The following is a 20,833-nucleotide window of genomic DNA, read 5'->3' as shown; positions in this document are numbered from 1 at the left end:
ATGAACAGTCGGATAGATACGATCGGCATCGTTGGTACAGGCATTATGGGCGCAGGTATCGCCCAAATTGCCGCAGCAGCGGGCATCAAGGTGCGGTTGTTCGATGCGCGTAAAGGAGCGGCGCAGGCCGCCTGTGATGGATTGCGTGCGACCTTCGACAAGCTCGTGGCCAAGGGAAAGATGGAACCTGATGCAGCGCAAGCCGCGACGGCCTGTCTGTCGCCCGAGGCGGATATTGCCGCGCTCAAGGATTGCGGCCTCGTCATCGAAGCGATCGTCGAAAGGCTGGATGCAAAGCAGCAGTTGATCGCGCAGCTGGAAGACTTGGTTTCGGCGGACGCCATATTGGCGACCAACACATCGTCGCTGTCCGTCACGGCGATTGCGGTCGAGTGTCGCCACCCCAAGCGCGTTGCGGGCTTCCACTTCTTCAACCCCGTTCCGTTGATGCGCGTCGTGGAAATCATACCTGGTTTCGCCACCAGCGAAGCGACGACACAAGTGCTGTCGGACCTGGCCGAAAGGCTGGGCCATCGCGGTGTCGTGGTAAAGGATACGCCGGGTTTCATCATCAATCATGCTGGCCGTGCCTATGGTACGGAAGCGTTGCGCATCGTAGAGGAAGGGGTGGCGTCCTTCGCGCAGGTCGATGCGATCCTGCGCAATGCAGCGGGCTTCCGCATGGGGCCGTTCGAGCTGTTCGATCTCACCGGCCTGGATGTCTCGCATCCCGCGACACGTGCGATCTTCGAACAATTTTACGGCGATCCGCGCTACAAGCCATCATACATTGCCGAACAGCGGGTTGTCGCACGGGAATTAGGGCGCAAGACCGGCCGGGGATTTTACGATTATGGCGCCGCCGCCGCGTCTGCTGCCCCTGCTCAGGCGGCTACCGTCATCGATCCCACCGAGGCGCCACCGGTCTGGATCGCGCCGAGTGCGGATTTCGACACGGCCGATTTGGCGGCGTTGGTCGGGGCCTGTGGAGGCGCGTTGGATCATGGCGAGTCCCCGCAAACCGGCTCGCTCATCCTCATCGCGCCACTCGGTGAAGATGCCACATCGGCGGCACTGCGCCTGGGCTGCGATCCGACCCGCAGCGTCGGGATCGATCTTTTCACAGGGGTGGGGACGCATCGAACCCTAATGGGTACGCCAGCGCTTGACGCGCGTTTCGCGGACGCTGCGCGGGCCTTGTTTACGCAGGACGGCGGCACGGTGACGTTCATCGGCGACAGCACCGGCTTCGTGGCGCAGCGTGTGCTGGCCATGGTGGTGAACCTGGCCGGTGAGATTGCGCAGCAGCGCATCGCCAGCCCGCAGGACATCGATGATGCCGTGCGGATAGGCCTTGGCTATCCGAAGGGTCCGCTCAGTTGGGGCGACAGCCTTGGGGCAGACAAGATATTGTCGATATTGACGCGCATCCATGCCCTGACAGGCGACCCTCGCTATCGTCCCGGTCCCTGGCTGCGCCGTCGCGCCACGCTGGGGCTTTCCTTGCTTCATAAAGAACAGCCCGCCTCCCGCCTTTGATGCGCAAGGCCGACCAAAAACAGCCCGATCGGGTGAAGGAATGAACATGAGTTCTTTAGACGGCATACGCGTGCTGGACCTGAGCCGTGTCCTGGCAGGTCCATGGTGCGGCCAGATCCTGGCCGATCTGGGTGCGGAGGTCATCAAGGTCGAACGGCCGGGCAATGGCGATGATACCCGATCCTGGGGGCCACCCTGGATGAAGGATGATGCAGGCAACTCGACGACCGAGGCAGCCTATTATCTGGCTGCCAATCGCGGCAAAATGTCCGTCGCGATCGATATTTCGACGTCTGAAGGTCAGGATATCGTGCGCGAGCTGGCGCGCAAATCCGACGTCCTGATCGAAAATTACAAGGTCGGCTCGCTCGACCGTTATGGCCTCGATTATCGAAGCCTCGCCGCGATCAATCCCCGGCTGGTCTATTGTTCCATCACCGGGTTTGGGCAGGATGGTCCGCGCGCGGCCGAACCCGGCTATGATTTCATCATTCAGGGGCTTGCCGGGCTGATGAGCATAACCGGCGAGCGGGACGACCGACCGGGCGGCGGGCCGCAAAAAGTCGGCGTGGCCGTAGCGGACCTGATGACCGGGCTTTATGCGACCATCGCGATCCAGGCGGCACTGATTGCGCGGCAGACGACCGGACGTGGCCAGCATTGCGACATGGCATTGCTGGACGTGCAGGTCGCGACGCTCGCCAACCAGACGATGAACTATCTTTCATCGGGCAAGGTGCCGGGGCGTTATGGCAATGCCCATGCGAACATCGTACCTTATCAAGTGTTCCGTGCCAGCGATCGCGACTTCATCATCGCCTGCGGCAACGATCAGCAATTTGTGGCATTATGTCGCGCGATCGGGCTGCCGGACCTGTCGGCGGACCCGCGCTTCATCACCAATGCGGATCGCATCGCCCATCGCGAGCAACTCGATGGCCTGCTGAGCGAACATCTAGTCGGCGCAACGGCTGACGAATGGGTCGCGCGCATCCATGCGGCGCGCGTGCCGGTGGGGGCGATCAACTCTATCGCACAAGCGCTCGAAGAACCACAGGTCGTCGCCCGGAACATGAAGGTGCAGGTGCCGCATCCGCAAAATGCGGCCTTCGAAATGGTGGCCAGTCCGCTCAAGCTATCGGACACCCCCGTCCAATATCGCGCGCCGCCGCCCATGTTGGGCCAGCATAGCCATATGGTGCTGCGCGACCTGCTCGGCCTTGACGATGATCGGATCGCCGCTCTCGTCGCCAGCGGAACGGTGACACAACACCCAGATTTCCAACAAGAAAATGAGGATATCCTGACATGACGAACAGCCAGTTCAGCCTTGATGGCAAAATCGCCCTGATCGTTGGCGGCGGCCGTGGCATCGGCGCAGGCATCGCCATGAGCCTGGCGAAAGCAGGCGCTGATGTGCTGATCGCGGATTTCGACGCCGACCTCGCTGGCGGCACCGCTGCCGAGATAGAGAAGCTGGGTCGGCGCAGCGCGGCCATCATGGTCGATGTGCGTGATCCTGCCAGTGTGCAGGCCATGATCGCGACTGTCGAACGTGACTTCGGCAAACTGGATATCGCCGTCAACAATGCTGGCATTGTCAGCTTGGGGTCGGTGGCCGAACTGACGGTTCAGCAGTGGGACGACCTGATGACGATCAATCTGCGCGGCGTATTCCTGTGCTGCCAGGCGGAACTGGCGCTGATGCGAAAGGGTGGTTCGGGGCGTATCATCAATACCTCATCGATCGCCGGCAAGATCGGTTTCCCCGACCTGGCCCATTATACCGCATCCAAATTCGGCGTCATCGGCTTCACCAACGCTCTTGCCAAGGAAGTCGCGCGCGAAGGGATTACGGTCAACGCCCTATGCCCCGGCATCGTCGGCACCGGCATGTGGCGCGGTGACACGGGACTGTCGGGCCGCTGGGCGCAGGACGGCGAAAGCGAGGAACAGTCGTGGGAACGCCACCAGTCGGCGCTACTGCCGCAGGGCGAGGCGCAGACGCCGGAAGATATGGGTCAGCTTGCCGTATTCCTGGCCAGCGCGCCCCATGTCACTGGGCAGGCCATGGCCGTAGACGGCGGCTTTTCGCTTTGAGCGGACGTCTGTCCCATTGGAGGATTTTTGAATGACATATCCCGACACCCAATTGTTCATCGACAATGTCTGGCAGGATGCCGCCGATGGCCGAACCCTGGCCGTAGAAAATCCGGCAACTGGCACGGAAATCGGCAGAGTCGCCCACGCCAGCCGTGCTGATCTCGACCGGGCGCTCGATGCGGCGGATCGCGGCTTTGCGACATGGCGCGACTTCACGCCCGCAGCCCGTAGCGTCATCATGCGCAAGGCCGCAGCGTTGATGCGCGCGCGCGCTGACGATATTGCAATGATCATGACGCTGGAGCAGGGCAAGCCCCTGCCCGAAGCACGCGGCGAAGCGCTGGCATCGGCGGACATCATCGAATGGTTCGCCGAAGAAGGGTTCCGCGTCTACGGACGCCTCGTCCCGCACCGCAGTAACCTGTCCATACGGCAGATGGTAGTCAAGGATCCCGTCGGACCCGTCGCCGCATTCACGCCCTGGAATTTCCCGATCAATCAGGTCGTGCGAAAGATAGCGGCAGCTCTGGCCGCCGGCTGCTCGATCATCGTCAAGGCGCCGGAAGAAACGCCGGCCAGCCCTGCCGCACTTATTCGCGCGTTTCAGGATGCCGGCTTGCCAGAAGGCGTTCTGGGCCTCGTGTTTGGCGATCCGGCAGAAATCTCGGAATATCTGATCTCCAGCCCGATCATCCGCAAGATCACCTTCACCGGCTCTACGCCGGTCGGCAAACTTCTGGCCGGTCTGGCGGGGCAGCATATGAAGCGCGCCTCGATGGAACTGGGTGGCCATGCCCCGGTCATCGTTTGTGACGATGCCGACGTCGAGCTGGCCGCCAAGAGCATCGGCAGTGCAAAATTCCGCAATGCCGGGCAGGTCTGTATCTCACCGACCCGGTTCCTGGTGCAAAATAGCGTAAAGCCTCAGTTTGAGACGGCGCTAGTCAGCGTCGCACAGGAGATAAAGGTGGGAGACGGCACAGCTGAGGGGATTCAGATGGGTCCGCTTGCAAATGCGCGCCGCCTGAACGCTATGGCAGAGTTTCAGGACGATGCGATCACACGCGGTGCCAGCCTTCTCGCGGGTGGAAGCCGGATAGGCGAAACCGGCAACTTCTGGGAGCCAACAATTCTCTCAGACGTCCCGCTGGATGCGCGGCTGTTCAACGACGAGCCTTTCGGTCCCGTTGCCGGCGTTCGCGGTTTCGACACCTTGGACGAGGCAGTTGCTGAAGCCAATCGCCTTTCATTCGGGCTTGCCGGTTATGCATTCACCCGGTCGCTCGCGAATGCAGACCTTCTGGCTCGCCGGGTGGAGGTCGGCATGTTGTGGATCAACACGCCGGCCGCGACATCGGCTGAGCTGCCGTTCGGTGGTTTGAAGGATTCCGGCTACGGTACTGAAGGTGGTCCCGAAGCGCTCGATGCTTACCTCAATGTGCGATCCGTCGTGATCGCCAACGTCTGACGCCGCGTTGATTATGGTGTCCCTTCATTCCTAAATTTCGCACAAGGAAAGTCATGACAGAAGCATTCATCTGCGATGCTGTTCGCACTCCCATCGGGCGCTACGGCGGCATTCTTGCCAAGGTGCGGGCTGACGATCTGGGGGCATTACCGATCAAGGCCTTGTTGGCGCGCAACATCGGCCTAGATCCTGCAGCAATCGAAGAAGTATTCTACGGTTGTGCCAATCAGTCGGGCGAAGATAATCGCAATGTCGCGCGCATGAGCCTGTTGCTTGCGGGCCTGCCGCACACCGTTCCGGGCGTGACGCTCAATCGCCTGTGTGCTTCGGGTCTCGAAGCGGTGGGCTCGGCGGCTCGCGCTATCCGTTCTGGCGAGATGGAGCTTGCACTTGCAGGTGGTGTCGAAAGCATGACCCGAGCGCCTTTTGTCATGGGTAAGTCGGATGCGGCCTTTGGCCGCTCGCAGAAAGTCGAGGACACGACAATGGGCTGGCGTTTCGTCAACCCGGCGCTTGATGGCCTGTATGGCACCGAGACCATGCCGCAAACAGGCGAAAATGTGGCTAAGCAATATGGAATCAGTCGCGCCGACCAGGATGCCTTCGCGCTAAGAAGCCAACAACGTGCGGCAGCGGCCCAAGCGAGCGGTTTTCTGGGTGAGGAAATTGTGGCCGTGAACGTGCCAGGGAGCAAGAAGGGCGAAACTCTTCAGGTTGCCACTGATGAGCACCCGCGCGCGGGCACGACAGCAGAAGTCCTGGAAAAGCTGAAACCACTGTTCGAGCCTGACGGCACGGTCACGGCCGGCAATGCTTCGGGTATCAATGATGGCGCAGCGGCGATGATCGTTGCAAGTGAAGCAGCAGTGCAGGCACATGGGCTAACCCCACGCGCCCGCATCCTGGGTATGGCGTCTGCTGGGGTGGAGCCGCGGGTCATGGGGATAGGGCCGCTTCCTGCATCGATAAAGCTGATGGCGCAGCTTGGACTGAGCATTGAAGATTTCGATGCAATCGAATTGAACGAGGCGTTCGCCAGCCAGGGACTGGCAGTCATGCGTGGGCTCGGCCTTTCTGACGATGCGCCTCATGTTAATGCAAATGGCGGCGCGATCGCGCTGGGGCATCCTCTGGGCATGTCTGGCGCGCGTCTGGCCATGACCTTGGTGCATCAGTTGGAAGTGGCCGGCGGCAAAAAAGGTCTGGCGACCTTGTGCATCGGCGTAGGGATGGGGCTGGCATTAGCGGTCGAGCGCGTATGATCTGAGCCTTTGGTTCGCTCTATTTTAAGCTGAAGAGCGCAATCTGACTACGCTCTTGGACTGGTTCATGAAGGCTTCGTCCGACATCGCTGCTGCTGACTGCAGGAGCGATGTCGCAGCGCTTTCTTGGCTACTCTATGACGTACATAAGTCTGAAGCACTCTTCGTGCCTGTTTGATAACGAACCAATGGCCCGGCCGGTGGAAGAGCAGATGCGCTTGTCTCCATCGGCCGGGCGAGGATTAGATTAGGTCGAGAATGGCAGCAGCTTCCTTTTCGCTAAAAGGGATGCCCGGCAATTGCAAAATGGTCAGCAGGGGTATGCCTCGCACAGTGTTCTGGCCCGCCTCGTCTTGGTATAGATCTCCGATGCGGCCGCGTAATCCGCCGCGTTCATCGATCATTTTCCATAGTAAAGGAGCGGCCTTGGGGTGATCCATCCAGTCGCCAAATAGCGACCAAAGCGTCAGTGGGCTCTTGATAGTGGGTCCGGCAATATCAGCCTCTGCGCAAAGCCTCAGATCGCGGCTGCTGGAGCCTACCGCCAGTTCGTAAAGCCCGCCTTCGAACACCCAGCCGCAATCCACGTGAAAATAGGCAAGATCATCATGGGATACTGTCAGTTCGATTTCGCGGCTCTCGCCTGCTTCAAGCCATATTTTTTGAAATGTGCGCAATTCGCGCACCGGATGAGCGACCTCCGCTTGCGGTCTTCCGGTGTAGAGCTGCACGACTTCCGCCCCTGCACGAGCCCCGATGTTCGCCAGCGTGAAGGTGATGCGAAGTGCCTGTGGAACGTCCTCAACATATGTTTCGACCGACAGGTCGCTATAGGCAAATTGCGTGTAGGATAGTCCATGACCGAAAGGATAATCGACCTCGATGGCACGCGCATCATACCAACGGTAGCCCACGAACATCCCTTCGGAGTAGCGGACGTGGCCAAGGCCGCCGGGAAAATCGAGATAGGCGGGCGTGTCGGCAAGTTTGACAGGTACGGTCTCGGGCATCTTTCCTGACGGATTGACCGCGCCTGTCAGCACATCCGCCACTGCATCGCCCATAGCTTGGCCTGCGAGCCAAAACTCGACAATGGCAGCTACCTCTTCGCGCCATGGCGCAGTCGTCACGATCGACCCGTTGCTCAATGCGACGACGACGCGTGGATTAACGGCAGTTACAGCGTGCAGCAAAGCTATTTGCGCCGCCGGAAGGTCGATCGACTGGCGGTCAAAACCTTCGGATTCGGCGATCGGCGGCAGGCCAAGGAACAACAACACCAAATCGTTCGCTCTTGCGAGCGCGACTGCCTGCTCCACCATTGATTGATCTGGCTGGCCATCAAGGCGATAGCCCGGTTCAAATTGCGTGCCTGCCAGTCTATGCTGCAGAGCCTCGAGCGGCGATACGACGCGGAAAGGATTGACCGTGGAACTGCCCGCGCCTTGAAACCGGGGCGTGCGCGCCAATTCGCCGATAACGGCGATCGTCTGGGTTGCATTCGCATCAAGTGGCAAGAGACCAGCGTCATTATGCAGCAGGACGGCGGACTGGGCAGCAGCGCGGCGAGCGACACTATGATGATCTTCGTAAGAGGGCGGTGCGTCAGATGACACCTCCGTCCCGGCACCGGTCCGTTCGGCCAGAAGACGTAGTCGTTGGGCCGCAAGCATGGCGTGCTTCTCGCCAAGCAGGCCGGAGCGCAAGGCTTCGAAAACGCGCTGGTCTCCGTCCATTCCCGGCATGCGCAGATCCAGGCCGGAGCGCACCGCTTCGACCGGATCGCGCACGGCACCCCAATCCGACACGACAATTCCGTCAAATCCCCACTCGTTGCGTAGCACCTGTGTCAGAAGCCAGGCATTTTCGCTGGCCGAAACCTCGTTGATTCGGTTGTAGGCGCTCATCACAGCCCATGGCTGTCCGTCCCGTACGGCGATTTCGAAAGCGCGCAGATAAATCTCCCGCAACGTCCGTTCATCAACGTCGGCGCTCACGCGCATCCGATCAGTTTCCTGATTGTTCACTGCGAAATGCTTGAGACAGGCAGCAACCCCATTGGACTGAATGCCGCGAACATTCGCGGCAGCAAGCCGCCCTGCCAGCAGCGGATCTTCGCTGAAATATTCAAAGTTGCGGCCACAAAGCGGGCTTCGCTTAATATTGAGACCGGGCCCAAGAACGACATGAACGCCAAGCGCGCGGGCCTCACGACCAAGCGCGCGTCCGACTTCTTCTATCAGCGCATCGTCCCAGGATGCCGCCAGCGTCGCACCTGTAGGAAAGCAGGTCGATGGGAGACTGCGGCCTAGACCCAGCAGATCGGGATTGTTATCGTCTTGCACTCGAAGGCCATGCGGCCCATCCGCCAAACGGATACGGGGGACGCCATATCGCGCGCTCTCGACCGTAGTCCAATAGTCAGCGCCCAGGGTCAGCCGCGCAAGTTCTTCAAGCGCAGTCTCATTTTCCGGTGTCGCCGTGTCATGCGATGACATCAGTTTGTCCTTATCAATTGTGTTAGGGAAGCGCCGATGACAGCGAATATCGCACCGGCCAGGAACAGGGCGGTATAATTATCCGTCCGGCCGCTGGCCCCTATCGATAGCAGGACGGGACCAAGAACCGGCGCCAATGTTTGCGGAATTGTAGATGTGAGATTGAAGAAGCCCATGCCCTTTGCAGCCTGGTCTTTATTGTCCGGCAGTACCTGGGCGACCAAGGCATAATCGACGCCCATGTAGAGCCCTGTCGCGACACCGGCTAGCGCAATCGCTACGAAAAAGCCCGGCAAGGTTGTCGCATGCGCCACGATCGCCATCGTGCAGGCGAACAACAAGGATGCGCTGACGACGTAAATCTTCCTTCTCCCCGTTCTGTCGGAGATCCAGCCGCCGAAAATGCTGCTGCATGTGATCGACACCGCCATGATCAGCATCGCTGTCGTCAGCACCGGTGCAACGGTTGCGGTCGAATAGCCTAACCGATCTATCAAAAAGTAAGTCTTGAAGTTGAGCAAACTCATGTTGGCGAACCACACGAAGAAACGCCCTAGCCAGGCCAATGCGAAATCGCGATGCTTGATCGGATTGATCCAGAAGGAACCGGCCAGCGTGCGCAAGTTGATTGTCCCGACCTGTGCTCGCGAACGCGGATGTTCGCGCAATGTCGTGGCGAAAGGCAATGTCAGCATCACGCCGACGATAGAAGGCCAGAAGAACATGCCATAGCCCGATGTTCCGACAAATTGCGTGATTGCGGTTCCGCTCAGCATGGCCACCTGCGCCGTCATGCCCATGAAGCCGGCTACTCGGCCTCGCATTTGCATGGGTATACGTTCGGGCAGGATCGCTACCAACGCCGTGCTTGCAGCATTGAAGGCGAGTTGCGCAAAGACCCAGCCGAATGCGATTTCTCCAATCGACCGGGCAAAGCCTATGCCTATGACGGCAAGAACGCCAAGTAAAACGCCGCCAATGATGAAAGGGCGCCTCTGGCCCCAGCGAAGCGTTGAATGATCACTAAGTGACCCGAGCAAAGGATTGGCCACCAGCGCGGCGGCTGCTCCGAAACTGGCAACGAAGGCCAGAGATGCTGCCTTGCCATCGGGGTTTATCTGACCCACGCGGATGGCAAGCGTAACTGAGGCGGGTGTCAGGACGGCGATATACACCCCGACCAGCGCCAGTACATAGCGCACCATGAACCCAGTTCCGATGATCTGGCCCGTCAGACGCATGTGCTTGGCAGGCACAGAATCCGCTTCGTCGACATCGTTCGACGGATCGATTGCGGCAGCGATCATCGCTTATGTTCCACCATTATCAGCGCGGCGCAGTGCCTCCCGCGCACGCTATTGCGTACAGCGCGGCTACGAGACCTTCCCATAGGCCGTATCATCCTCTCTCGCCGTGACATCCTCCATCCTTTCCGTCTTTCCGATCCGGCTGGGTCCGCATCGGCGACTATCGTGTAATAGCCACATTCGGGTTTTATCCCCTGGCTCCGTCTGCCGCCGCCCCAATGGGCTTGCACAGGCTCCAACCTGACCGTCGGCCACACATAGGTCAATCCATATATGAGATTATAATTACACCAGTGCATCAATCCTTCGACGATCCGGTTAAATTTATTCATGGAATCTTGACATCATATATAAAATTATGATGTGAAGGCGACAACCATCGGCGTCCGGTCGAGGCTAGAAAAACAGGTAGGTGGGACAGGATTTTGCAACGGCAAAGCTGCATAGGCTCAAATTTCCGGCACACCCGCGCTGGAAGCGATGTCTACCGGCTCGTCATTCACGACGAAGGGACTCAGTGTGGGCGCCCTTGTCGATGATCCCCGCCTGCCAATCTCATCGCCACGCGCCCGCACGACGGGGGGAGTATTCTATATGCTTTTAGATAATCATGTTTGCATCGTCGTAGGCAGCGGATCGCCTCGTGGCATCGGCTATGCGGCCGCGCGCATGCTAGCATCACATGGCGCAAAAGTCGTCGCATCCGACATACAGATGACAGATGACCTCGCCGAGGCGATCGATGCGTCAGCGGGCGGTCGCAAGGCGGTCACTGGCATCGCATGCGACATTACAATCATGGCCCACTGCGAAGCGCTCGTGGCGCAAGCACTTGACCGTTTCGGCCGGGTCGACTGCCTGATCAATAGCGCGGGCATCGTGGAGTCCATTCCATTCTCTGCTATCGATGACCGTGCCTTCGACCGAATGATGGGGGTGAACCTCAAGGGCACGTTTAATTTGTGCAAAGCGGTGTTGCCTGTGATGAAGACGCAGGGCAGGGGGTCGATCATCAATATGTCCTCGCTTGCCGCCCAGCGCGGTGGTGGGCTTGTCGGCGGAGCTCATTATGCGGCTTCAAAGGGCGGTGTGCTGAGCCTGACCAAATCGATTGCCAGGGAATATGGTGCTTTTGGCGTTCGCGCGAATGCGATTTGTCCAGCAATGATCGAGACAGAAATGCTCGACGGGCTTTCTGGCGAGCGGCAAAAAGCGATTATAGACCAGATTCCGCTAAGGCGTCTGGGCACGGCTGATGAGGTTGCGGGAGCCTGCCTTTTCCTCGCCTCCGATCTTGGCGGCTTCGTCACGGGCGCGACGATCGACGTAAATGGCGGCAATCATATCCATTAGGACGCGGACTGTGACCGTCGAAATCTGCTCGACGGTCACAATGCAATTGTTACTGCCCTGATGCCTGACGCTCCTTCAGCCAGCCGATCGCGTTGATGGCGAGCGCATGATCGTCCGCCCCGCTCAGTCCGCTTACGGCAATGGCAGCAATGCATCCGGCGCCGGCAACACGTATCGGGACTGCGCCGGCTGCTGCTGCGTAGCGATCGCGCGACAGTCCGAAATCCTCAAGGCTGAGACCTCGTAATTTCAGGTCAAGTGCAACCGCGAAGCTGCATCGTTCGAAACGTTGCACAACCGCATTCTTGCGTGACGCCCAGCCCGCATTGTCCGAAGTGGCCCCCGCCAATGAAGTAGCGAAGACTATAGATTCTCCCCGCCGTATCTCGATGGACACGGGCGCATTTCGTGCCGCTGCAATGTCGCGAAGATGTGATCCCAGCGCCCACGCGTCGTCCATTGTGAAGCGTATGAGGAGAAGAGCCAGATCGTTCGCGTCAATTTCTGCAATTTGAGCGGCGATTTCGGTCATGCGATGCCCTCCGGTAAAGCGATGGTCATCACACGCTCTTCCCGCGCCGATATGATGCCAGCTTCCAGCACTGCCATCACCCCCAGCACATCGCGTGCAGAGGTCGGATTAGGCGCTTCGCCACGAATTGCCGCCCCAAGCGCCTCGAAGAACAGACGATAGTTACCTCGCCATGTCGGCTGCGCCGTGCGCAACCCGTCGGTTGTGAAAAGGATCGGCGCATCATCGTCCAGGCCATAATTCTCTGCATCGGGCGACACGCCGCTCCAGAGCTGTCGCCCTTGGCCATCTGCAACTTGCTTGATTACAGTGGCTTTGTCACCATGGACCGTGAAGCGAGGAACCCCGCCGGAAACCAGCATCGAACAATGCAGCACGGCCCGCATCTCGGGATATTGCAGGACGGCGTGGCACCAATCATCTGCTGCGCTGCCTGGCCGGTTATGGGCTAACGATGCGTGGATGCTGGTGGGCAGGCCAAATAGCTGGATCATCTGATCGATCACATGCGGTCCGGTATCGTACCACAGTCCGCTGCCAAGCTCTTCTGGTGCCCTCCAGGCGTCGTTGATCGTCTGGTTGAAGCGATTATACTGGCTTTCATAATGATTGATGCGGCCAAGCGCACCGCTTTCGATCACGGCGCGAACCGATTGAAAGCAGCTGTCAAAGCGCCGGTTCTGAAAGACGGACAACAGTTTCCCGGTTAACCGGGAAAGATCGATGAGTGCTGCCGCTTCGGATAATGTGATCGTGAAGGGCTTTTCCACCAGCACATGCTTGCCAGCGACCAATGCGGCGCTGGCCCATTTGACATGGCTTTCCGGCGGCGTCGCTACGACGATCAGATCAATGTCAGACGCCTCCAGCATGTCGCTTGTTTCGCCATAGACCGCGACATCGGGCAGCGCGGCGCGCACCACGTCAGCTCGCGAGCTGGATATCGCCGTCACCGCGAACTCGGGCGTCGAGCTGATGAGCGGTACATGGATCAACCGGCCGGCGTTGCCAAAGCCAATGATTCCAACGCGGATCGGCGCACCTGAGGGCTCGTTGTCGATTTTCATCATCCATGTCCTACATGCCATGCCCGCAGGCACTTTGAAAACAGTCGCATATCTCTTCGGTGCAGGCGCCTATTCGGCCACACCGACCGCGGGATAGGCAATATAGGCCAGCAGCCGACCGTCAGGTGACCAGCTGTTGACGTTGAGCGATCCTTGGCCGCCGCAAAATGCGGCCAGACGGGTCATCGCGCCGTCGGCTATGACCATATGCCATATCTCCACCTGCCTGTGGGGTGGATGGCCGGTTGTGCCCACGGGGTATCGTATAAACGCTATCTCCTGGCCGTTGGGGCTCGGATGGGGGAACCAGTCTACCGCCGAGCCGTGCACCATGCGCACAATATCCGACCCGTCGCTTCGCATGCGGAATATCTGCGCATGCCCTGGGACATCCGCTTCAAGTTCACCACTAAACCATATCCACCGACCGTCGGGCGACCATTCGGGGCCGTCCACCGGCCTTGCCCCAAGAAGCAGCGGCTGTGCTTCGCCACCGCGCGCGGGAAGGCGCTGGATGCCCCAGCGCTCGGCCTCGCTGCTCATGTCGATGGTCGTGCATGCGAGCCACAGGCCATCGGACGACACGCCGTGCAGGAAGTAACGGGTGTGGCCCTCGGGTGTCAGTTGCCGCGGCTCGCCGCCTTCGATTGGGACTGCGTAGACTGCGCCCCCTGCGGAAATATAGAGGGTGCGCCCATCCGGCGAAATGACATGGTCGTTATTGGCATCCTCGACGCTACCGATGTCGATCGGTTCCAATGCCGCAGCCGGCTCCAGTCCCAATCTAAACATGCCGCCGCGACCGTTGAGGAGGATAGCCTTGCCGTCCGGCATCCAGTTGGGCGCCTCAATCAGATCTGGTGTCTCTAGCAGAATTCGATCCACCCCGGTCGCGTGGTCGATGATCCGCAGTTGCGATACACGTCCTTCTATGCTGCGGAAAGGCCCTCCTGGAATTTCCCTTTGCGCAGCGACGCTCATCCGCCCGCCCAAGTCCAGATTTACCATGGCGCTGTCTCCATCAGATCAAACCAGGAAGTGGGACAGTAGCGACAGCCACTGTCCCACGATACTACCTGCCCGAAGTCGAGCAGCGCCAAAAGCACGCTTGCGATCAGAACTTTACGCCGGCGCGAACGCCATAGAGGCGAGGGTCGGAGAAGTTGGCCGTCGGAAAGGTGCCAGGAATGACGGTGGTCACAACGACCTTATTCTCGATATTCTTGATGAAGGCCTGCACATAGTAGCTGTCGTTCGGTGCATTATAGGCGATGCTTGCATCTGACCGCATGTTCCCCGGCACGCGATACTGGTTGAAGGTCGCCAGCGCGGCGAGCTTCGAGGAATCAACGATACGGGTATGGACGTTCGCTGCGATGTTGCCGCCATTGGGCAGGGTGAACGTGTGCGTGTATCCAGCCGAAACGGTAAAGCCAGGCGCGCGATCGAGATGCCGGCCGCTGAAATCGACCGTGGGCGAGAGCTGGAATTCATCATATTTCGCGTTGAGATAGGCGAAGGAAAAGTCGAACAACATAGGTGCGATCGGACGGATCGTACCTTCAAGCTCGATGCCTTTGACTTTGGCCTTGGCGGCGTTGGTCGTAACCGAGCAGGGGCCGCCGCAACGGGTCGAAATCTGCGTCAGCTGAATGTCGTTGTAATTATAATAGAAAGCGGCCGCGTTCAGGCGGACGGCATTGTCGAGAAAGCGGGTTTTTAGGCCGATTTCATAGGAGGTGAGCGTTTCGGGATCATAATAGAGCGCCGCTTCAGTCGTGGGCGATACGCAGTTGGGCGATCCGGTCGAACAGCCGTCGTTGAACCCGCCAGCCTTATAGCCGGTGGAAACGGTGCCGTAGAGAAGCGTTGCGGTGTTGAGGTCGAAGTCTACCCCGGCACGCCAGGTTACCTTCGAGAATTTGCGATGCGCATCGTCGATCGTGGAAAGATCGCCAGCGCCGTCGCAAGCGTAAGTGGCGCAGCGGCGCGTCCCGCCCTTACGGGACTTGTCATCATGCGAATAGCGGACGCCACCGGTCAGACGCAGCGTGTCCGTCATCGACCAGGTCACCTGGCTGAACGCGGCATAGGATTCGCTGATCGTGGGATCCCGCAGGAAGCTGTAGATATAGCCTACCGTGTTGGGGGTGGCCGAGATCAGGCCGTACAAAACCTGATTGAGACCGCTCTTTTCCTTGAAATAATAGAGGCCTGCCTGCGCCTTTATCGGACCATCGCCCGTGGTGTAAGCGCGAATTTCCTGACTATTCTGCCAGTAGTTTCCGTTAAACGTACTGGGAATGACCGTGTTGTTGTTCCGCAGATAGGCCGTATCTTCGTCGCGCTTCAATTTGCGATAGGAGCCCAGATACGATATCCCGATTCCGCCGAAATCATAGTTGAACTCCCCATGGATGCCCCAGGTTGTGTTCTTGCGGGTCAGGCTGGTGTTGATCGCATCATCGAGGCGTGCCAACGTGCTCGCGCTCTGGTTGTCGCCGATGTAGATTGGCGTCTGGCCCGAACCGGTGTTGGTGTAGAAGTTGGAGAGACGCACGCCGTTCTGCAACTGTCCACCCAGATGAGAATAGTCGCCACGAATGATGAGTTCGCCTTGATCAAGCTTCATCAGACTGGTTAGACGTGCGGATATGTTCTCCTTGAAGGGATCGAGGTCGGTCGTGACGCGTGAACTAGGCTTCAGAAAGCTGTCGCGCCGATCGTAATTGACAGCGCCGCGCAACGCAATTGTCTCTGAAACCGGAACGTTAAGGACAGCAGTGGTCTGAACCTGATTATAATTACCATAGGTCGCATCGACCCGGCCGCCAAAATCAAAGGTCGGCAGATTGGTAATGATGTTGACGAGGCCGGCTGTGGTGTTGCGGCCAAACAATGTTCCTTGAGGGCCGCGCAGTACTTCAACGCGGGCTATATCGAAGAAGCTGGCCTCCTGCGCTTGCGGACGGGCGATGTAGATGCCATCCTGCATGAATGCAGCGGAGGGGTCGCCCTTTTCGGAGCCGTCAGCGGACGTAATTCCGCGAACCGTTATTTGCAGTCCGTTTCCGTTGGCGCGGTCGATCGAAACGTTGGGCACAGTGTCGGCGATCTGGGTGGGGTTTGTGACGCCAGCAGTGATCAGCGAGTCCCCTGTGACTGCCGTGAGCGCAACGGGCGTCTTTGAGGCAAGGCTGGACGTTCGCTGTGCGGTCACAACGATGTCGCCGGGAATAACTTCACCGGCTTGCAAAGTGCCATCTTGTTGCGGAGCAATTGTCTCGCCCGACTGCTCAGCCTGCGCCGGAGCCGATATCAGGCACAAGGCGATCGCCGCGACCGAGAAAAGAAGATGCGTGTCTTTCATAAAACCTCCCCATGAAATCTCGGCTTGAGCCGAATGCTTATTTGCCCAGTGCCAGTACATTGCGGACCGACCGGCTGCGTCGTCCGGTCATGTCAGAATGTGGTGAGTGCGTCAAGAAGTTGAAATATCATATTCGTATATGAAACTTAATCCGTTGCCGCTTTGTGAGTGAACGGTGTTGTAAAATCACTGAAAAATCGTGCTTATATGGTGATATTGTCCCGGATGATGAAGGGTCCGTTATCGCTTCTCACAATCGACCAGCGTGATGTGGCGCAAAAAATTTGAAGACGCATCCGGGCCGTCTGTCACGCCACGAGCGAGGTTAAATATCGGAAGCTGCGAGCGAGCGAGCCCATTGGTTCGGACCGGTGCGGCGGATCCTGTTCAACGAAAAAGTCGCGGACCCCAGCGGCGTAAGCGGCTGGCAGCACGGTAATCCAATCTATCTGCCCATCACCAGCAGAGGTTGGATTTTGAACGAAAGCATAGTTGCTAGTTCCCGGTAGCATGTCCTTGACGTGCATCTGGGCGAATCTCCCTTTATGTGCCTTGAGCAGAGATAAAGGATCGAGTCCTGCGGCAACGGCCCAACCGACATCCAGTTCGAATTGCACGAACGCTGGATTTGTATGGCGCAGCATCACCTCCAGCCCGGTTTCCCCACCTGGCAGCGGTGCAAATTCCGGGTTTTGATTGTGATAGGAAAACCGCAGGCCTTCATTCGCCAGCCGACGGCCGACATCATTCATGAAGTCGGCATTGCGCTCCCAATCCTGACGGGTCATGGCCAGTCCAACCCGCTTGACCCAGTCTAACTGACTTTCATCAGACCTGCGCAGATCGGCGCCTGGTGCGAATAGGTAGCGGGGCATGACGATCGTCCTGGCTCCAACTATCTGCGCAGCTTTGACGAGCGGTCCCAATTGCCCGGTCAGGCTGATGGCGCCGGGCCTAGAGGGTAGGGCAGGGATGTGGATGCTTGTGCATTTTAGTTCGGCGCGATCGAGGCTTTTTCGGAGTTCCAGAGCGGGTTTGTCCAGAAATCCTGCCAGTTCGATCGTCTTGAAGCCGATCTTGCGAACCTCCTTTAACGTACCGTCGAGGTCGGCGGTGACCTCGTTGATCAACGAATATATCTGCATGCCGAGCGATAGGTTGTGGCGTTGGAAGAACGGCTTTTTCATCGCCCCTGATGCCGCATATGCTTGCCCGTACAGTGTCGCGATGCCTGCGGAAATGCCTGTCATGAACACACGACGATCGAGCTTCACGGGATTATCCTTCCTTGAGAAATTGGCGCCACTTGCCGCTGTCTGTTCAGGGCGACAACAAATCGCCTACGACGGGCCTTGAAGCTTTTTATATTTTGTATATGAAACTAGCAATTCAAAATAGGTGAGGAAGATGCGAGGCAATCCCGGTGAAGCAGGCGAAGGCACGGTAACGTGCGGTGCCGAGAATGTACGCCGCATTGCGGCCATGCTGGATCTTTCTCCCTTTGATTTGACCAGAGAGCAGATACTTCCAAGGGGGTGGCATTTTCCGCTCTTCGGGTCACATACGCGTCGTTCGGACCTGCGCCATGACGGTTTCCCTGGCTTAGGTGTTCCCATGCCCGATCTGGGGCTGCCGCGGCTTGTGCTTGCCGGTCGTACCGTCACCTATGACGCAGATCTCCCGATCGGTGCCACTTGTTGGCGAAGGGTGGGGATTGAGGCGGTTGACCATCGTACCGGCGCAAGCGGAGCCTATGCTATTGTAACCATTGCCCTTCAGCTTGGTGTCGCTGGACAGGGCCTGCCCTCGATCACGGAGGAAACCAAATATTTTCTGCTGGGATCCGAGACGCCGCGTACAGTAAAACCGGGGGGCGGTCCTCTCTCACTAGAGCGGTTCGCCTTGACCAAGGCATTTGTGCCTGACGATACGCTGCTCTTTCAGTTTTCGGCGCTTGGCTTCAATTCTCACAAGATACATATTGATCGTGCCTATGCGACAGATGTCGAGGGCTATCCCGATCTGGTGGTGAATGGTGGACTAAGCACGCTGCTTCTTACCGAGTTTGCGCGGAATGATTTGGGAGTGCGTCCTCGCAGCCTGAAATTAAAGTTTCTGGCGCCGCTATTTGCAAATCGAACTATGACTTTTGGTGCAGAGAAGGGCGAAGGGGCCTGGATGTTCACAATATTTGACGACCAGCAAAGACCTGCGGTCGAAGCGGAGATGTCGATATGAGCTTTTCGGCGCTCAAGGATGTACGGATTCTGGATCTGACCAGTGTTGTGGTCGGACCGGTCTGTACGTTGCGGCTGGCGCAATATGGCGCCGATGTCATCAAGCTGGAGAGCCCCGAAGGGGATTTGATGCGAGGCCTTGGTGGCGTGTCGCCTTCGGGCGAGCATTCAGGGACATATCTGCATCTTAATCGCGGCAAGCGGAACATCAGTTGTGACCTTAAATCTGCTGCTGGTCGTGAGATTGTCGGCAAGCTGGTGGAGTGGGCGGATGTGATCGTTGCCAACATGCGGCCGCGTGCGCTTGAGAAATTGGGATTGGATGCCCAGACGATACGCGATGCCAATCCAGGCAAGATTTACTGCCTTATTACAGGGTACGGGACCGACGGTCCTTATTCGGGGCGGCCGACCTATGACAGCGTCATCCAGGCCGCTTCGGGCGTTACCGGTCTGACGCTGGAGCGGGACGGTGCGCCTGCTTATGTTCCGATGCTGATCTGCGATCACATCGTGGGGGAAATCGCCGCGGGTGCCATTCTTGCTGCGATCGTAGAATGGCGTGCCACCGGGTTGGGGCGTAGCATCGAGGTTCCCATGTTCGAAACCATGGCGGCTTTTGTGTTGCAGGAACATCTTGCGCAACATAGTTTCGATCCGCCGGTAGGTCGGGCAGGAGACCGCCGCTTGCTGACGCCCAACAATCGCCCGACGCAGACAAAGGACGGCTGGATTTCCTTCACAGTCAATACCGATAAGCAGGTTCGCGCATTCTTGGAAGCGACCGGCCGAGAAGCGCTTGTCCAGGATCCGCGGTTTGCGACAGTGGGTGCTCGGGCCAAGAATAATGATGCCTGGTTTGAGGTACGCGGAGCGCCGCTGACTGAGCGCACCACCGACGAATGGCTGGCGCTGTTTCAGCGCGCCGACATTGCATCGCAGCCTTGCAATACGCTCGAGCAACTTGTCCGTGATCCGCATCTGACGGCGGTGGGCCTGCTTGGAGAGGAGGATCATCCGGTTGAAGGGCGAACGGTCACCATCCGTCCTACCATAGGTTTCGACGAGAAATATGCGCCAGTAGGTGGTTTTGCCCAACCGATTGGGTGGGCGACGGAGAGCATTTTGGCGGAGCTGGGTGTGAGCTCTGCTTCGGCAGACAGCGATTAAGAGATGTGTTCATCGCTTGAACGCTGCGGTTTGGTAGGTCAGCAAACTCGCCACTTAAGATTTAGGCGTTGAACTGATGGGTGCCGTGGCGGTGGCTTCACGAGCTATTTTGCGTAGCTTACACCTCGTTTCGCGCGGGAAGGATCGCACTCAGCCATGCGAACGTGCCCAATAGCTACGGCCCCGGGTGCAAATTTTTGTACATGCCTCAATAAAATGCATATGTAGAAGCTAAAATGCATATATAAATCTTTGGTGACCTTCGAGTCTGGCGCGCCGACGCTCCATCTTCCGTTTTCCCGGCCTGATGGTCCTTCGGCTCTTTTACGGCTGCATGCCAATGCTGGAGCGATGGACAACGAATTTGCAAAGGAGACGGAAATGAAATTTAAGTTCCATCACATGAATTTGTGCACCGATAATCTGCCGCGGCTCACAAAATTCTACAGCCAATTGTTCAGCTTGGGGGCGATCACGGACGAGGAACATACCGTTATCAGCCGGGACCGCGCTGATCGCGCCTATACAGGTGCAGTAGATTTTCTGACAGATGGCGACATCGAGTTTCACTGGGCTGAACGAGATCTCGACACCGGCTTCAAAATGAATGCGTCGGTGAACCCCATGGGACACGGCCATTTCTGTTTCAGGACCGATGATATCAAAGGTTTCATGAAGCGCTGCGACGAAATGGGTATTCGCTATTCCGACTATGGCTGCTGGGCTATTCCAGGTTGGTACCAGGTCTTCCTTCAGGATCCTGATGGCCATGTTATTGAAGTGCATCAGCCGGGTATATTCAACGGCCTCTAACCGTTTTTCTGACTAGCTTGTCGGGGACAGGTCTGCCCGGTCTGTCCCCGCCTGTCTGCCTATCGCCCTTTAGGCGCGCCGCGCGTCGCCTTGGTTGAAATGATGCATGATGCC

16 protein-coding genes are annotated in these 20,833 nt (G+C 58.3%); 9 read left to right on the top strand and 7 right to left on the bottom strand.

What is annotated here, in order from left to right; translation table 11 throughout:
• From BMY84_RS14020 to pcaF, 5 genes are read left to right on the top strand one after another with little or no spacing between them, the layout of a single operon-like run.
• Positions 1–1,539 (top strand): 3-hydroxyacyl-CoA dehydrogenase, encoded by a 1,539-nt coding sequence (locus BMY84_RS14020; protein ID WP_093084610.1) that lies wholly within the window; start codon positions 1–3, stop codon positions 1,537–1,539.
• 40 nt (positions 1,540–1,579) lie between these two features.
• Positions 1,580–2,851 carry a CaiB/BaiF CoA transferase family protein gene (locus BMY84_RS14015; protein ID WP_218146960.1) on the top strand — a complete coding sequence of 424 codons (1,272 nt, stop codon included), beginning with the start codon at positions 1,580–1,582 and terminating at the stop codon, positions 2,849–2,851.
• Complete coding sequence (locus tag BMY84_RS14010; protein WP_093084608.1) at positions 2,848–3,639, top strand: SDR family NAD(P)-dependent oxidoreductase; 792 nt, start codon at positions 2,848–2,850, stop codon at positions 3,637–3,639. The genes BMY84_RS14015 and BMY84_RS14010 overlap by 4 nt, the downstream gene beginning before the upstream one ends.
• Before the next feature lie 31 nt (positions 3,640–3,670).
• A complete protein-coding gene (locus tag BMY84_RS14005) occupies positions 3,671–5,110 on the top strand; it encodes an NAD-dependent succinate-semialdehyde dehydrogenase (protein ID WP_093084606.1) in 1,440 nt (479 codons plus the stop codon).
• A 53-nt stretch (positions 5,111–5,163) separates the two neighbouring features.
• Positions 5,164–6,372, top strand: coding sequence for a 3-oxoadipyl-CoA thiolase (gene pcaF / locus BMY84_RS14000; RefSeq protein WP_093084605.1), 1,209 nt, complete (start codon positions 5,164–5,166; stop codon positions 6,370–6,372).
• Between the two features lie 242 nt (positions 6,373–6,614).
• On the opposite strand, the gene BMY84_RS13995 is transcribed toward pcaF, so the two are convergent.
• Entirely contained in the window at positions 6,615–8,870 is a 2,256-nt protein-coding gene (locus BMY84_RS13995; RefSeq protein WP_093084603.1) for a glycoside hydrolase family 3 C-terminal domain-containing protein, read from the bottom strand.
• On the bottom strand, positions 8,870–10,177 hold the full coding sequence (locus tag BMY84_RS13990; protein WP_093084602.1) for an MFS transporter: 1,308 nt from the start codon (positions 10,175–10,177) through the stop codon (positions 8,870–8,872). The genes BMY84_RS13995 and BMY84_RS13990 overlap by 1 nt, the downstream gene beginning before the upstream one ends.
• Before the next feature lie 594 nt (positions 10,178–10,771).
• Here BMY84_RS13990 and BMY84_RS13985 point away from each other — a divergent pair.
• Entirely contained in the window at positions 10,772–11,530 is a 759-nt protein-coding gene (locus tag BMY84_RS13985; RefSeq protein ID WP_093084681.1) for an SDR family NAD(P)-dependent oxidoreductase, read from the top strand.
• Between the two features lie 49 nt (positions 11,531–11,579).
• Here the strand turns inward: BMY84_RS13985 and BMY84_RS13980 are convergent, their stop codons facing one another.
• The 5 genes from BMY84_RS13980 to BMY84_RS13960 form a co-directional block, all read right to left on the bottom strand.
• A complete protein-coding gene (locus tag BMY84_RS13980; RefSeq protein ID WP_093084600.1) occupies positions 11,580–12,062 on the bottom strand; it encodes a heme-degrading domain-containing protein in 483 nt (160 codons plus the stop codon).
• Positions 12,059–13,132, bottom strand: a complete 1,074-nt coding sequence (locus BMY84_RS13975) for a Gfo/Idh/MocA family oxidoreductase (protein ID WP_177204022.1) — start codon at positions 13,130–13,132, stop codon at positions 12,059–12,061. Before BMY84_RS13975 ends, BMY84_RS13980 begins: the two co-directional genes overlap by 4 nt.
• Positions 13,133–13,198: 66 nt before the next feature.
• Positions 13,199–14,110, bottom strand: coding sequence for a TolB family protein (locus tag BMY84_RS13970; protein ID WP_177204021.1), 912 nt, complete (start codon positions 14,108–14,110; stop codon positions 13,199–13,201).
• Positions 14,111–14,243: 133 nt separating this feature from the next.
• Positions 14,244–16,499 (bottom strand): TonB-dependent receptor, encoded by a 2,256-nt coding sequence (locus BMY84_RS13965; protein WP_177204020.1) that lies wholly within the window; start codon positions 16,497–16,499, stop codon positions 14,244–14,246.
• Between the two features lie 308 nt (positions 16,500–16,807).
• The gene (locus BMY84_RS13960) at positions 16,808–17,773 is read right to left on the bottom strand and encodes a sugar phosphate isomerase/epimerase family protein (RefSeq protein WP_093084594.1); all 966 of its coding nucleotides are present in this window, start codon (positions 17,771–17,773) and stop codon (positions 16,808–16,810) included.
• A gap of 133 nt (positions 17,774–17,906) precedes the next feature.
• On the opposite strand from BMY84_RS13960, the gene BMY84_RS13955 reads away from it, so the two are divergent.
• The 3 genes from BMY84_RS13955 to BMY84_RS13945 all read left to right on the top strand — a co-directional run bounded on the left by BMY84_RS13955 (position 17,907) and on the right by BMY84_RS13945 (position 20,719).
• Positions 17,907–18,737 carry a hypothetical protein gene (locus tag BMY84_RS13955; RefSeq protein WP_143075048.1) on the top strand — a complete coding sequence of 277 codons (831 nt, stop codon included), beginning with the start codon at positions 17,907–17,909 and terminating at the stop codon, positions 18,735–18,737.
• Positions 18,734–19,906, top strand: coding sequence for a CaiB/BaiF CoA transferase family protein (locus BMY84_RS13950; protein ID WP_093084591.1), 1,173 nt, complete (start codon positions 18,734–18,736; stop codon positions 19,904–19,906). Before BMY84_RS13955 ends, BMY84_RS13950 begins: the two co-directional genes overlap by 4 nt.
• Before the next feature lie 255 nt (positions 19,907–20,161).
• Positions 20,162–20,719, top strand: coding sequence for a VOC family protein (locus tag BMY84_RS13945; protein WP_256215255.1), 558 nt, complete (start codon positions 20,162–20,164; stop codon positions 20,717–20,719).
• Positions 20,720–20,833: the final 114 nt, after the last annotated feature.

Source organism: Sphingobium sp. AP50 (assembly GCF_900109095.1).
Taxonomy (GTDB): domain Bacteria; phylum Pseudomonadota; class Alphaproteobacteria; order Sphingomonadales; family Sphingomonadaceae; genus Sphingobium.
Note: the sequence above shows the minus strand (reverse complement) of the source record. Positions and strands in the feature narration are given on the sequence as shown.

Bases quoted from the DNA above. Each gene is read 5' to 3' on its own strand.
- pcaF (WP_093084605.1), top strand. From the start codon at position 5,164: ATGACAGAAGCATTCATCTGCGATGCTGTTCGCACTCCCATCGGGCGC.
- BMY84_RS13985 (WP_093084681.1), top strand. From the start codon at position 10,772: ATGCTTTTAGATAATCATGTTTGCATCGTCGTAGGCAGCGGATCGCCT.
- BMY84_RS13955 (WP_143075048.1), top strand. From the start codon at position 17,907: ATGCGAGGCAATCCCGGTGAAGCAGGCGAAGGCACGGTAACGTGCGGT.
- BMY84_RS13990 (WP_093084602.1), bottom strand. From the start codon at position 10,177: ATGATCGCTGCCGCAATCGATCCGTCGAACGATGTCGACGAAGCGGAT.
- BMY84_RS13995 (WP_093084603.1), bottom strand. From the start codon at position 8,870: ATGTCATCGCATGACACGGCGACACCGGAAAATGAGACTGCGCTTGAA.
- BMY84_RS14020 (WP_093084610.1), top strand. From the start codon at position 1: ATGAACAGTCGGATAGATACGATCGGCATCGTTGGTACAGGCATTATG.
- BMY84_RS14005 (WP_093084606.1), top strand. From the start codon at position 3,671: ATGACATATCCCGACACCCAATTGTTCATCGACAATGTCTGGCAGGAT.
- BMY84_RS13965 (WP_177204020.1), bottom strand. From the start codon at position 16,499: ATGAAAGACACGCATCTTCTTTTCTCGGTCGCGGCGATCGCCTTGTGC.
- BMY84_RS13980 (WP_093084600.1), bottom strand. From the start codon at position 12,062: ATGACCGAAATCGCCGCTCAAATTGCAGAAATTGACGCGAACGATCTG.
- BMY84_RS13970 (WP_177204021.1), bottom strand. From the start codon at position 14,110: ATGAGCGTCGCTGCGCAAAGGGAAATTCCAGGAGGGCCTTTCCGCAGC.
- BMY84_RS13975 (WP_177204022.1), bottom strand. From the start codon at position 13,132: ATGATGAAAATCGACAACGAGCCCTCAGGTGCGCCGATCCGCGTTGGA.
- BMY84_RS13950 (WP_093084591.1), top strand. From the start codon at position 18,734: ATGAGCTTTTCGGCGCTCAAGGATGTACGGATTCTGGATCTGACCAGT.
- BMY84_RS14015 (WP_218146960.1), top strand. From the start codon at position 1,580: ATGAACATGAGTTCTTTAGACGGCATACGCGTGCTGGACCTGAGCCGT.
- BMY84_RS14010 (WP_093084608.1), top strand. From the start codon at position 2,848: ATGACGAACAGCCAGTTCAGCCTTGATGGCAAAATCGCCCTGATCGTT.